Source organism: Streptomyces nitrosporeus (assembly GCF_008704555.1).
Classification (GTDB): Bacteria; Actinomycetota; Actinomycetes; order Streptomycetales; family Streptomycetaceae; genus Streptomyces; species Streptomyces nitrosporeus.
On record NZ_CP023702.1, the window covers coordinates 5,649,114 to 5,663,297 of the forward strand.

8 protein-coding genes are annotated in these 14,184 nt (G+C 72.6%); 3 read left to right on the top strand and 5 right to left on the bottom strand.

The annotated features are described in order from the left end of the window. Positions 1-685: 685 nt before the first annotated feature. The 3 genes from CP967_RS24935 (at position 686) to CP967_RS24945 (ending at position 8,397) form a co-directional block, all read left to right on the top strand. Positions 686-2,425: a carbohydrate-binding module family 20 domain-containing protein gene (locus tag CP967_RS24935; protein ID WP_150490113.1), complete on the top strand. Its 1,740-nt coding sequence runs from the start codon at positions 686-688 to the stop codon at positions 2,423-2,425. A gap of 98 nt (positions 2,426-2,523) precedes the next feature. After that, positions 2,524-7,836 carry a pullulanase-type alpha-1,6-glucosidase gene (gene pulA, locus CP967_RS24940; protein ID WP_150490114.1) on the top strand — a complete coding sequence of 1,771 codons (5,313 nt, stop codon included), beginning with the start codon at positions 2,524-2,526 and terminating at the stop codon, positions 7,834-7,836. Positions 7,837-8,046: 210 nt separating this feature from the next. Then, positions 8,047-8,397, top strand: a complete 351-nt coding sequence (locus CP967_RS24945) for a 5-carboxymethyl-2-hydroxymuconate Delta-isomerase (protein WP_150490115.1) — start codon at positions 8,047-8,049, stop codon at positions 8,395-8,397. Here CP967_RS24945 and CP967_RS24950 read toward each other — a convergent pair. The 5 genes from CP967_RS24950 to CP967_RS24970 form a co-directional block, all read right to left on the bottom strand. Next, positions 8,382-9,128 (bottom strand): TetR/AcrR family transcriptional regulator, encoded by a 747-nt coding sequence (locus tag CP967_RS24950; protein WP_150490116.1) that lies wholly within the window; start codon positions 9,126-9,128, stop codon positions 8,382-8,384. The genes CP967_RS24945 and CP967_RS24950 overlap by 16 nt on opposite strands. Before the next feature lie 123 nt (positions 9,129-9,251). Then, positions 9,252-11,249, bottom strand: coding sequence for a hypothetical protein (locus CP967_RS24955; RefSeq protein ID WP_150490117.1), 1,998 nt, complete (start codon positions 11,247-11,249; stop codon positions 9,252-9,254). A gap of 172 nt (positions 11,250-11,421) precedes the next feature. Next, entirely contained in the window at positions 11,422-11,958 is a 537-nt protein-coding gene (locus tag CP967_RS24960; protein ID WP_150490118.1) for a hypothetical protein, read from the bottom strand. A 66-nt stretch (positions 11,959-12,024) separates the two neighbouring features. Further along, positions 12,025-12,672, bottom strand: a complete 648-nt coding sequence (locus tag CP967_RS24965) for a LuxR C-terminal-related transcriptional regulator (RefSeq protein WP_150490119.1) — start codon at positions 12,670-12,672, stop codon at positions 12,025-12,027. After that, positions 12,657-13,928 carry a sensor histidine kinase gene (locus CP967_RS24970; protein ID WP_150490120.1) on the bottom strand — a complete coding sequence of 424 codons (1,272 nt, stop codon included), beginning with the start codon at positions 13,926-13,928 and terminating at the stop codon, positions 12,657-12,659. Before CP967_RS24970 ends, CP967_RS24965 begins: the two co-directional genes overlap by 16 nt. Positions 13,929-14,184: the final 256 nt, after the last annotated feature.

The window sequence follows — 14,184 nt, forward strand, 5'->3', positions numbered from 1 at the left end:
CTGTCCGGAGGGCGACTGCTGTCCTGGCCACATGGCTGCCGAGTGTAATCAGGACCGTTCCGCACCAGCCGCCCCACCCGTCGAACGCGATCGCCCCGGGACGGCGTAGCCGGACCCGCCGGACCGCAGCCGGATCTGCCGGACCACAGACAGGAGACGGTCCACAGGCGGGAGGCGGGCCACGCGCGGAAAACGGAACACGCGCGGGAAGCAGGCCACGCGGCAAGCAGGCCGCGCGGGAAGCAGACCGCGCCGGAAGACGGGCCACGCGCGGGAGAGGCCCCGGTGATCGGCCCAGGGCGGGCCGGCGGGGAAGCGATCCCGGGGCCTCTCCGTGGCGTGACCGGCCCGGCCGGCCGGGCGCGTGGGACCCGGCGTGCCGGACCCCCGGCCGGCCGGGCCGGAGTCGGGACGAACTTAACAGGGCCGCAATATCTTGCGTAAGTCCTTGCAGGAAGAAATCTCCGAGATTTCGTCGATGTGAGCGGTGCGTAAGCGGGTTGTGTCCAGGGGGTTGACCAGGGCAGGTCAGGCTCGTACGGTCTGCTGCGCACGGCCTTTTTGCAGGCTTGCTGCAAGAACCTTCAAGCCGTTCAACCTTCATGAGCCTTCAGGGCACGGCGCGTTGCCATGCGAGGTCGCTCCGCCATCCCCAGCACTTCCCCCACAGCAGGAGGAAAGTCACATGGCACGCAGATCGCTGTCTGCCTCGCTCGCCCTGGCCACGGGCGCCGCCGTACTCGCCGTCCCCGCCGGCCTCGGTACGGCCACCACCGCCCAGGCCGCGCCGGGCGGCGAGAAGGACGTCACCGCGGTGATGTTCGAGTGGAAGTTCGACTCCGTGGCCAAGGCGTGCACCGACAGCCTCGGCCCGGCCGGCTACGGATACGTCCAGGTCTCCCCGCCCCAGGAGCACATCCAGGGCGGCCAGTGGTGGACCTCGTACCAGCCGGTCAGCTACAGGATCGCCGGGCGGCTCGGCGACCGCGGGTCCTTCGCGAACATGGTGAACACCTGCCACGGCGCGGGCGTCAAGGTCATCGCCGACTCCGTCATCAACCACATGTCGGCCGGGTCCGGCACCGGCACCGGCGGGTCCTCGTACAGCAAGTACAACTACCCGGGGCTCTACTCCGGCAACGACATGGACGACTGCCGTACGGAGATCGGCAACAACTACGGCAACCGCGACAATGTCCAGAAGTGCGAGCTCGTCGGCCTGGCCGACCTGGACACCGGTGAGGACTACGTCCGCGGCAAGATAGCGGGCTACCTCAACGACCTGCTGTCGCTCGGCGTGGACGGCTTCCGGATCGACGCCGCCAAGCACATGCCGGCCGGGGACCTCGCCAACATCAAGTCCCGGCTGTCCAACCCGAACGTCTACTGGAAGCACGAGGCGATCTACGGGGCCGGCGAGGCCGTCTCGCCCTCCGAGTACCTCGGCAGCGGTGACGTCCAGGAGTTCCGCTACGCCCGCAGCCTCAAGAAGGTCTTCAACGAGGAGAACCTCGCCTACCTCAAGAACTTCGGCGAGGGCTGGGGCTTCATGGAGTCGGGCAAGTCGGCGGTCTTCGTCGACAACCACGACACCGAGCGCAACGGCGAGACGCTGAACTACAAGAGCGGCGCCGACTACACCCTGGCGAGCGTCTTCATGCTGGCCTACCCCTACGGCTCCCCGGACGTCCACTCCGGCTACGAGTGGTCCGACAAGGACGCCGGCCCGCCCAACGGCGGCCAGGTGAACGCCTGCTACAGCGACGGCTGGAAGTGCCAGCACGACTGGCGCGAGATCTCCTCCATGGTCGGCTTCCGCAACACCGCCCGCGGCCAGGGGGTCACGAACTGGTGGGACAACGGCGGTGACCAGATCGCCTTCGGCCGCGGTTCCAAGGCATACGTCGCCATCAACCACGAGGGCTCCTCGCTGACCCGCACCTTCCAGACCTCGCTGCCCGCCGGCGACTACTGCGACGTGCAGTCCGGCAAGGGCGTCACCGTCAACGGGTCCGGCCAGTTCACCGCCACCCTCGGCTCGAACACCGCCGTCGCCCTGCACGTGGGCGCCCGTACCTGCACCGGCAACGGCGGCGGGGACGGCGGGGGCGACGGCGGCGGGACCGGGCAGTCCGGGGCCTCCTTCGGCGTCAACGCCACCACCGTCATGGGCCAGAACATCTACGTCACCGGCAACCAGGCCGCCCTCGGCAACTGGAACCCGGCCTCCGCGCCGAAGCTGGACCCGGCGGCGTACCCCGTCTGGAAGCTGGACGTCGCCCTGCCCGCCGGGACGTCGTTCGAGTACAAGTACGTCCGCAAGGACGCGAACGGCAACGTCACCTGGGAGAGCGGGGCCAACCGCACCGCCACCGTGCCCTCCTCCGGCCGCGTCGCCCTGACCGCCGACGTCTGGCGCAGCTGACCTTCCCACCGGCCGGGGTGGGCCGGGGCCGCGCGTCACACGGCCCCGGCCCGCCCCGCTGAACCACCCACCGCTGAAATCCCGAGGAGAACCCGCCCGTGTCCCGAACCACCCTCAGGCGGGGAGCCGTCGCCGCGCTGTGCGCGGTGCTGCTGCCCGTCGTGCCGGCGGCCTCCGCGTCCGCCGCGCCCAGACCCCCGTCCCCGCCCTCGGACGCGAAACTGGCGAAGGAGGACGCCCGGCACGACCTGACCCGCGAGCAGTTCTACTTCGTGCTGCCCGACCGGTTCGCCAACGGCGACACCTCCAACGACCGCGGCGGACTGACCGGCACACGCCTGGAGACCGGGTTCGACCCCACCGACAAGGGCTTCTACCAGGGCGGCGACCTCAAGGGCCTCACCGAGCGGCTCGACTACATCAAGGGCCTCGGCACCACCGCCATCTGGCTGGCCCCGATCTTCAAGAACCGGCCCGTCCAGGGCACCGGCGAGAACGCCTCCGCCGGCTACCACGGCTACTGGATCACCGACTTCACCCAGGTCGACCCGCACTTCGGGACCAACGCCGACCTGGCGAAGCTGATCGACAAGGCCCACGGCAAGGGCATGAAGGTCTTCTTCGACGTCATCACCAACCACACCGCCGACACCGTCGACTACGCCGAGAAGAAGTACGGCTACAAGCCCAAGGGCGCCTTCCCCTACCTCGACGTGGACGGCCGCCCCTTCGACGACAGCGACGGCATGGCGAAGGTCGACGCCGGCTCCTTCCCGTACACGCCGGCCGCCGGCAGCGCGGACAAGAAGGTCCCCGCGTGGCTGAACGACCCCACGATGTACCACAACCGCGGTGACTCCACCTATGCCGGCGAGTCCACCGAGTACGGCGACTTCTCCGGCCTCGACGACCTGTGGACCGAGCGTCCCGAGGTCGTGGAGGGCATGGAGAAGATCTACGAGAAGTGGGTCCGCGACTTCGACATCGACGGCTTCCGCATCGACACCGTCAAACACGTCGACCTGGACTTCTGGACCCAGTGGGCCACCGCGCTGGACACCTACGCGGCCAGGAAGGGCCGGGACGACTTCTTCATGTTCGGCGAGGTCTACTCCGCCGACACCGCGATCACCTCGCCCTACGTCACCCGGGGCCGCCTCGACGCGACCCTCGACTTCCCCTTCCAGGAAGCCGCCCGGCAGTACGCCTCCCAGGGCGCGCCCGCCTCGAAGCCGGCCGCCGTCTACCGTGACGACTACCGCTACACCACCGACAAGGCCAACGCCTACGAGCAGGTCACCTTCCTCGGCAACCACGACATGGGCCGCATCGGGACGTTCCTGAAGCAGGACAACCCGAAGGCGTCCGACGCCGAACTCCTGAAGCGGGCCCGCCTCGCCAACGAGCTGATGTTCCTCGGCCGCGGCAACCCGGTGATCTACTACGGCGACGAGCAGGGCTACACCGGCGCCGGCGGCGACAAGGACGCCCGCCAGCCCCTCTTCGCCTCGAAGACCGCCGACTACCTCGACGACGACCAGATCGGCACCGACCGCACCCACGCCTCGGCCGCCTACGACACGGCCCACCCGCTCTACCGGTCGATAGCGGCCCTGTCGAAGCTCACCCGGGAGCACCCGGCCCTGCGCGACGGCGTCCAGACCGAGCGCTACGCCGAGGGCCCCGTCCACGCCTTCTCGCGCACGGACACCGAGCGCCCCTACGAGTACGTCGTCGCCTCCAACAACTCCGCCGAGGCCAGGACGGTCGAGCTGCCCACCGAGTCGGCGGGCATGGACTTCCGTACGCTGTACGGCGGTTCCGGCACCGTCCGCAGCGCCGCGGACAAGACCGTCGAGGTCACCGTGCCGGCGCTGTCCAGCGTCGTGCTCCGCGCCGTGAAGCCGCTCGGCAGGCCCGCCACCGGGCCGGCCGTCACCCTGGCGGCCCCGGCCGCCGGAGCCACCGGCACCGTCGAGATCAGCGCCGACGTGGACGGCGGAGGCCTGAACCGCGTCGTGTTCGCCGCGCAGACCGGCAACGGCAAGTGGGTCACCCTCGGCTCCGCCGACCACGCCCCGTACAAGGTCACCCAGCACCTGGACGAGACGGTGAAGGCCGGGACCCCGCTGCGCTACAAGGCCGTCGTCATCGACCGCGCCGGACGCACCGCGAGCGCCCTCGCCTCCACGACCGCCGGCCAGGCCCCGCCCGCCCCGAAGCCCGTCGCCGTCGAACGCGACCACGCCGTCGTCCACTACAAGCGCGCGGACGGCGACTACGAGGGCTGGCAGCTGAAGTCGGGCGGTGAGACCGCCGCCTTCACCGGCCGGGACGCCTACGGCGCGTTCGCCTGGATCGACCTCGACGAGGGCGCCTCCTCCTTCCCGTACACGATCGAGAAGGACGGCACCGCCGACGGCCCCGAACGCACCGTCGACCTCGCGAGGACCGGACAGGTCTGGGTCGAGCAGGGCAAGGACGGACAGGCCACCGAGGCCCCCGCGGCCCCGCCGCAGGACACCGCCAAGGCGGTCCTGCACTACCACCGCGCCGACGGCGACTACGACGGCTGGGGCCTGCACACCTGGACCGGCGCCGCCGCCCCCACCGACTGGGCCAAGCCCCTCCAGCCCGTGAAGACCGACGCCTACGGCGCGACCTACGAGGTCCCGCTGACCGACGGCGCCACCTCGCTCAGCTACATCCTCCACAAGGGCGACGAGAAGGACCTGCCCAGCGACCAGTCCCTGGACATCGCCACCTACGGCCACGAGGTGTGGCTGCTCGGCGGCAGGCCCGGCTACCTGCTCCCGCAGACCGGCGGCGTCCCCGCCCCCGACCTCACCAAGGCCGAGGCCCAGTGGATCGACGAGAACACCGTCGTCTGGAAGGTGAAGGCCACCGACGCCACCAGCCAGCAGCTCGTTCACGCGAAGAACGGCGGCATCACCGTCACCGACGGCGCACTGAGCGACGAGGGCCAGTGGCTCAGGCTCGGCGCCACCGCGCTCACCGACGCGCAGAAGGCGAAGTACCCGCACCTGAAGGACTACCCGGCCTTCACCGTCGACCCCCGCGACCGGGACAGGATCCGCGCATCGCTGCGCGGCCAGCTGATCGCCACCCAGCGCGCCGCCAACGGCGCCCTGCTCGCCGCCACCGGCGTACAGACCGCCGGGGTGCTCGACGACCTGTACGGCAAGGCCGCGAGCAGCGCCGGCCTCGGCCCGGTCTTCCGCGGGAACAGCCCCACCCTCTCCGTCTGGGCGCCCACTGCCCGCACCGTCGCCCTCGAACTCGACGGCCGCACCGTCCCGATGCGGCGCGACGACCGCACCGGCGTCTGGTCGGTCAAGGGCAGGAAGAACTGGACGGGCAAGCCCTACCGCTACGTCGTGGACGTCTGGGCGCCCACCGTCCAGAAGATGGTCACCAACAAGGTCACCGACCCCTACTCCACCGCCCTGACCGCGGACTCCGCCCGCAGCCTCGTCGTCGACCTCGACGACCCGGAGCTGGCCCCGCGCGGCTGGTCCTCGCTGAAGAAGCCCGCGGCCGTTCCGCTGCGCGACGCCCAGATCCAGGAACTGCACATCCGCGACTTCTCCATCACGGACAGCACGTCGAAGCACCCCGGCGAGTACCTCGCCTTCACCGACACCCGCTCCGACGGCATGAAGCACCTGGCCGGGCTCGCCGACGCCGGCACCGGTTACGTCCACCTGCTGCCCGCCTTCGACATCGGGACCATCCCCGAGAAGAAGTCCGGGCAGACGAAGCCCGCCTGCGACCTGTCGGTCTACGCCCCCGACTCCGAGGAGCAGCAGGCCTGCGTCGCGAAGGCCGCCGCGAAGGACGCCTTCAACTGGGGCTACGACCCGCTGCACTACACCGTCCCCGAGGGCTCCTACGCCTCCGACCCCGACGGCACGAAGCGCACCGTGGAGTTCCGGCAGATGGTCCAGGGCCTCAACGGCGCCGGGCTGCGGACCGTCATGGACGTCGTCTACAACCACACCGTCGCCTCCGGCCAGGACGACAAGTCGGTCCTCGACCGCATCGTCCCCGGCTACTACCAGCGGCTCCTGGAGGACGGCACCGTCGCCACCTCCACCTGCTGCGCCAACACCGCGCCCGAGAACACCATGATGGGCAAGCTGGTCGTGGACTCGGTCGTCACCTGGGCCAAGCAGTACAAGGTCGACGGCTTCCGCTTCGACCTGATGGGCCACCACCCCAAGGCCAACATCCTCGCCGTCCGCGAGGCGCTCGACGCACTGACCCCCAAGAAGGACGGCGTCGACGGGAAGAACATCATCCTGTACGGCGAGGGCTGGAACTTCGGCGAGATCGCCGACGACGCGCGCTTCGTCCAGGCCACCCAGAAGAACATGGCCGGCACCGGCATCGCCACCTTCTCCGACCGGGCCCGCGACGCCGTACGCGGCGGAGGCCCCTTCGACGAGGACCCCCGCGTCCAGGGCTTCGCCTCCGGCCTCTACACCGACCCCAACACCTCACCCGCCAACGGCACCGAGGCCGAACAGAAGGCCCGGCTGCTCCACTACCAGGACCTGATCAAGGTCGGCCTCACCGGCAACCTCGCCGACTACACCTTCACCGACACCCGGGGCCGCACCGTCAAGGGCTCGGCCGTCGACTACAACGGCGCCCCCGCCGGATACGCCGCCGTCCCCGGTGACGCCCTGGCCTACGCCGACGCCCACGACAACGAGACCCTCTACGACGCGCTCGCCTTCAAGCTGCCCGCCGGCACCCCGGCCGCCGACCGCGCCCGTATGCAGGTCGTCGCCATGGCCACCGCCACCCTCGCGCAGGGCCCCTCGCTCTCCCAGGCCGGCACCGACCTGCTGCGCTCCAAGTCGCTGGACCGCAACTCCTACGACAGCGGTGACTGGTTCAACGCCCTGCACTGGGACTGCCGCAAGGGCAACGGCTTCGGCCGCGGCCTGCCCCCGGCGGCCGACAACCAGGACAAGTGGTCCTACGGCAAGCCGCTGCTGTCCTCGGCCGCCCTCACCCCGGGCTGCGCCGAGATCACCGGAGCGTCCGCCGCCTACCAGGACCTGCTCACCATCCGCACCACCGAGAAGGAGTTCGGCCTCGCCACCACCGAGCAGGTGCAGCGGAACCTGTCCTTCCCGCTCTCCGGCACGAAGGAGACCCCCGGCGTCATCACCATGCGCCTGGGCGGCCTGGTCGTCGTCATGAACGCGACCCCCGGCACCGTGACCCAGCGGGTCGCGGACCTGGCCGGCGAGCGCTACATCCTGCACCCCGTGCAGGCTAAGGGCGCCGACCGGACCGTCAGGAAGGCGGCGTACGACCGCGCATCGGGCGGCTTCACCGTCCCGGGCCGCACGGTCGCCGTGTTCACCACGGGCTGAGTCCCGGCCCGCCGCACCCCGGCCGGCCCCGGCTCCGTACCCCCCGCGGGGACACGGAGCCGGGGCCGGCCCGCGTCCCCGTCCGTACAACGGACCGTCCTTGTGCGGCCGCCACACGCACGGAAAGCTGAACGCCGTCGCGCCCACCGGCCGGGCGGGCGCGACGGCACCACCGGACCCGACGCGTACACCCTCACCCTGGAGCGCCTGATGCCGCAGATCACCGTCGACTACTCCGCCGGACTCCACGACAGCTTCGACCGCCGCGGCTTCGCCCTGGCCCTGCACCCGCTCATCGCCGAGACCGTCTCCACCAAGGCCGCCGGCTGCAAGACCCGCTTCCGCCGCGCCGAGGACAGCGTCGTCGGCGACGCACCGGAGGGCGACGCCGTCGTCGACGTGAACATCGGACTGCTGCCCGGCCGCACCGCCGAACTCAAACTGCGGCTCACCGAGGCCGTACTGGAACTGCTCACCCGGTACATCCAGCCGGCCGACGGGCTCACCGTCCACGCCTCGGCCGAGGTACGCGAACTCGACCCGTCCTACAGCAAGCGCTGAACCCGCCCGCCGGGCCCGCGCTGGGGCGGCACGGCGGCCATGTCCGGCAACAGGACCGCGAGCCGCCCCAGCAGGTCGCCGAAGGGGCCGTCCGCCGGCTCCTGGGCGAAGACCCGCAGCACGATCCGGGCCGTCTCCGCGTCGTACGCGGCACTCACGGCCGCCAGCGCCCCGAAGTCGTGCACCAGCCGCAACTCCAGCTCGGCACGCGGGACCCGCCGCCCGTCCAGCCACAGCAGGGCCGTCGCCTCGGCCAGCGACACCCAGGAGCGCACCACCAGTTCCAGCCGGGCGGGCGGCGACGCCACCTGGAGGTGGGCCAGGATCTGCTCGTAGGCGGCCTGCCGCACCCCGTCGACCATCGCGTCGGCCCGGGACGACCCGCCGGCCGGGCCGCCCCGCATCAACGCGGCGAACCCCGGCCCGTGTTCGTCGACGAAGTCGAAGAAGCGGCCCATCACCCGCAGCAGCCGCGTCCCCAGAGGCCCTTCGTGCGCCTCCAGGAAGCGTCCGGAGAGCTCGTCGGCCGCCCGGCCGAGCGCCGCCTCGTACAGACTCTGCTTCCCGGGGAAGTAGTGGTAGACCAGCGGACGCGAGATCCCGGCCGCGGCCGCGATCTCGTCGATCGACACCTCGTCGGGGGAGCGGCGGCCGAACAGCTCCAGGGCGACACCGATCAACTGGGCCCTGCGCTCGTCGACACCCATCCTGCGCCGCACCCCGGTCGTCATGCCCCCAGCCTATCGGGGCCCCCGCCCCACCGGCCGGGCCGGGAGAGCCGGGGGCAGGGCCGGGGGAGCCGGGGGCCGGGCAGGGAGAGCCGAGGGCCGGACCAGGGCACCCGGCACCGGAGTTCACCGCAGAGCACGCACCCGGCCACCGCCCGCCAGGAACCCGTCGAGCCGCACCCGGTCACCCGCCCGCGCCGGAAGCGCCAGCAACCGCCCCCGGGCACGCCCCTGGACGCCCCCCGCCGCCGACACCGCGGTGAACTGCCGCGAACCGGCGGCCAGGACGTACCACCGCCCCGCCCCCGACTTCCACAGCACCCCCGCCAGCACCCGCGGCCGGCGCGGCCCGCAGTCCGGCGAACCCTCGGCACGGGCCGCGACCGCACCCGGCGCGCCGCTCCCGCCCGACAGCTCCGGCGGCGCCTGGAACTGCGCCAGCACCCTGCTGCCCGTACCCCGCCAGGTCTCCGCCCGGGTGCACAGCCACAGCGCGGTCCCGCCGCCCTCGGGCAGCGACTGCTCCGCGTACGGCCAGGAGTTCACCGCCCGGACCCCGTGGGAGCGCACGGACCGCAGCAGACAGGCGGTACGCGCCCAGCTCGCCCGCTCCGCCGGACCCGACACGTCGTGCGGGGCCGCCGGCGTACCGGAGGTGAGGCGCGCCGGGGTCAGTTCACCGAGATCGGTCATCAGCCGGACCGCCGTGCCGTCCCGGAGCTCCAGCGCCGGCCAGGAGCCGCAGCCGGCCGCCCCGGAGGGCGGAACGGGCAGCGGGTCCGTCACCCCGTCCGCGCGCCGGGGCAGCGGACGCGCGGCACCGCGCGGATCCAGCAGGTCACGTACGGCGGTGCCCCGCACCCAGGGCGCGGTCAGATAGCGGACCAGGCCCGCCCGGCGCTGGACGACCACGGCCGCCGACGCCACCTCGTCCGCGCCGTCCACCCGGGCGAAGTCGAGCACCGCGCCCCGGGACGGATCGGCCTCCCGGGACTCCGCGTACCGCACGACGCGCAGCCCGTCGTGGAAGAGCACCACCGCCCACGCGCCGACCTCGCCCGCGTACAGCAGCTGCGGTGGCCCCATCGGCGGCCCGGCGGGCGTCCGGGGCGTCGCCGACGACACCACCGCCGGCCCCGGCCGCGCCCAGGTGGCCAGCGCCCGGCCCAGCAGCCGGGAATCCTCCGTACGGTCGCCGCGCGCCGGCCAGACCGTGAAGTCCTCGCGGGACGCGTTCTGCCAGAAACCCTCCGGCACCCGGCGCAACGCCGCCGGGTCCAGGGCCTGTTCGGCGGCCGGGTGACGGGAGTACAGGGGGGCGGTCGAGGCGCCGGGGCCGCCCAGGCCGTCCCCGGGCATCAGCACGAGCGTCCCGCACACCGCCAGGGCGGCGAGCCCCGTCCACACCGTCCGCACCCGCCGCCTCCGGCGCAGCAGATCGGCCGGCCTGGCCTGCAGGGAGCACGGGTCGAACTCGGGGGAGGCCAGCAGGGCGTGCGGCGCCGCCCGCGCCCCGGCCTCCGCCAGCGCGGCCCGGGGCTCGGCCACCCCGGCCGCGCCGAGCACCCGGCACACCTCCTCGTCCGCGAGCCCCTCCAGCCCGCGCAGCACCTGTGCCGCCCGGCCGGGGCCCGACATCCCGGCCAGCGCCCGCTCCAGGGCGAGCCCGTCCGCACCGCCGGACTGCGGGAACAGCCGCAGCCCCCACACCTGCGGCAGCGGCGACGGCAACCGCACCCGCCGGGGCAGCGCGAACCGGCGCGGCGGCAGCCCCGCCTCCAGCGCCGCCCGGACCACCCACAGCCGTACACGGGCGTACACACACCCCGGGTCCCGGCCCAGGGCCGCCGCCGGCTCCAGGGCGCGGGCCACTCGGGGCAGGGAGCGCTGGACGATCCGGTGAGCGGCCAGCACCCGGCGGTCGCGCCCCAGGGCGGGCGGCAGCACCAGGTACCCGATGCGGACCAGGCGGGCGTAGTGCTCGGTGAGGGCGGCCTCGGCCCGCTCGGCTCCGGTCCGGCCGGAGTCGTCCGCTCCGGCACCGGACCGGAGGACACCGGCACGCTCCGCCGGCTCCCCGGGCACGCGGGCGGCGGACGGCGGTACAGCTCGCAGTGGGGGCACATTCAGCTGAACGAGCGAATGGTGCGATGGTCACTCCGGCACGCCCCTCCGTGGCGCGGTCCGGGCGTGCTCCTGCCCGCCGTCAGCGGCCCTTCGAGGCGCCGGCGGCCGTCGCGCCGGTGGCGGGACCCCGGCCCCGCGGCCTTCCTGGACGCTTCTCAGGTCCTACTCCTCAGGGCCGGTCGAGGGCGTGTTCCCTGAGGAAGGCACCCGCGTGGGCCGCGGCCTCCTCCTTCGTCGCGTACCGGACGCCGGCGCCGGAGGCCCCCCGGGTCCCGTCCGCGCCTTCGCCGGTCCACCGCCAGCCGCCGGACGGTGCTTCCCGCACCAGTTCGGCGGTCCCGCCGCACAGCCCGAGCGCGCCGCTCGTCCGCGCCGCCGCGTCCGTCGGGCGGCTGACGGCTCCGGGCCACTTCTTACGGGCGCCCTGGCGGGTGATGCCCCATACGGCGCCCAGCTGCTCGTAGCTCGCGCCGTAGGCCCCCGCGGTGCCCGCCGCGATCTCCGTCAGCCGTTTGACCTCCGTGTCCACGACCTTCCACGCGGCCAGCACGGACAACGTCACCTCGACGGGATCCGCCTCCCACACGCGGTCGCCGGGGAGCCCCGAGGTCCGGGAGCGCACGGCCGACGCGAGAGGGGTGAGGGCGTCGTGCAGGGCCTTGTGGAGTTCCGCCTGTTCTCCGGGGGTGATCTCGAACGAAGTCATACGACAACTCTAGTTTACGAAAGTCGGCATGTAAACAAAAGTTGTCGCCATGGGGGGGCGGAGCCCTCACCCCCGGTCGAGATACGCCAGCACCGCGAGCACCCGGCGGTTGTCGTCGTCGGACGGGGGCAGCCCCAGCTTGCCGAAGATGTTCGAGGTGTGCTTGGCCACCGCGCGCTCCGTGATCACCATCTGCGAGGCGATCGCCGCGTTCGAACGGCCCTGTGCCATCAGCTCCATCACCTCGCGCTCCCTCGGCGTGAGCCCGCCGATCGGCTTGTCCCGCGCGCGCCGCGACAGCAGTTGCGAGATCACCTGCGGGTCCATCGCCGTACCGCCCGCGGCCACCCGGCGTACCGCGTCGACGAACTGGCCGGCGTCGAACACCCGGTCCTTCAGCAGGTAGCCGATGCCGCCGTCGCCGTCGGCCAGCAGCTCCCGGGCGTACAGCTGCTCCACGTGCTGTGACAGCACCAGGACCGGGAGGCCGGGGCGCTCCCGCCGTGCGGCGAGGACGCACTGGAGGCCCTCGTCGGTGTGCGACGGCGGCAACCGGACGTCGACGACGGCGACGTCCGGTTTCAACTCGGCCAGTGCCCGGGACAGTTCGGGCCCGCTCTCCACGGCGGCGGCGATCTCGAAGTCGTAGGCCTCCAGCATCCGCACCAGGCCGTCGCGGAGCAGGAAGAGATCTTCGGCTAGGACAACGCGCAAGGGATCTCCATGGTCACCATGGTGGGGCCGCCCGCGGGACTGCTGACGGCCAGGACGCCGTCGAATGTACCCAGCCGGCGTTCGATTCCGCTCAGCCCGGAGCCCGCTCCGACCACCGCGCCGCCCCCGCCGTTGTCCGTGACGGAGATCCGCAGCATCCCGTCCGCGTGGTGCACGTCCACCCAGATCCGGTCGGCGCCCGCGTGCTTCACCGCGTTCGTCAGGGTCTCGCTGACCGCGAAGTACGCCGCCGACTCGACCGGGGCACCGGCCCGGCCCGGGAGTTCGACGGACACCTCGGACGCGACGGGCAGCCGCAGCGCCAGCGCCTTCACGGCGTCCCCGAGGCCGCGTTCGGCCAGGACCGGCGGATGGATGCCCCGTACGAGGTCGCGCAGCTCCGTCAGGGCCTCGGCGGACGACTGCCGGGCCATGGCGAGCAGCTTCTTGGCCTGGGCCGGGTCCTTCTCCACCAGGGCCTCGATGGTGCCCAGACTCATCCCCATGGCGACCAGCCTGGCCTGGGCCCCGTCGTGCAGATCCCGTTCGATGCGCCGCAGTTCGGACGCGGCCGTGTCCACCGCCTCGTGCCGGGTCTCGGTGAGCCGGTCGATGCGCCGCGCCAGTTCCTGCTCGTGGGTCGGCGCCAGCACCGACCGGGCGAGCACGAAGTGCAGGCGCAGCAGCGGCCGGTTCGCCCACAGTCCGGCGACGAAGAGCGCGGCACCGAGCGTGAGGGCGTACAGCGCCGACGTCTGGCTGTCCACCGGCACGAAGGCGTACCAGTACCGGTGGTCCTCGTACACCCGCCACAGCCCGGCGGCCAGGACCAGTGCCTCCGCCGGGTAGACCGTCAGCCCGACCACCAGGACCAGCACGAACGCGCCCGCCGTCATGTCCACCAGCAGCCACTGGAGGTCGCGCCAGGTGGCCGGGTCCCTCAGCAGCAGCACGGTGCGCCGCACCTGTCCGGCGAGTCCCTCGCCCGTGTCCCCGGGGAGCGGCCGGTACGGGACGGGGATGCGCACATCCGACCAGGTGACGGCGAGCAGCCGGCGCCGGTTGGCGTGCGCGCGGACCTGCTCCGTCACCCACGGTGTGGTGAGCAGTCCCACGCCCAGCGGAATGAACGCGAGGGACAGCACCGACAGCACGAACAGGGTGACCGAGCCCGCGATGCTCGCGAACGTCAGGACGAAGGCCCGTCCGGTGGCCAGCAGAGAGCCCTGGACGCGGCTCTGTATCGCTTTTGTCATGGTTTCCCCCTGGGGCGGGTCCCCGGTGGATCCGCTCGCCGCCCAGTCTCACCCGTGCCCGCCCGCGAACGGCAGCCGGTTCCCCACCCGCCGGGGGTGTACCTACCCCCCCCACCGAGCGGTGCGCTCATGACGGGACGAGGGCTCCGGGGCCGCGGCCCGGAACCTCCCGCCCGGTGCCTGTCCCGGTGCCGGTCCCTGTGCCGGTTCGCGGTCCGGCTTGCGGTTTCCGCTGCGTCAACTCCTACCGTCTCCG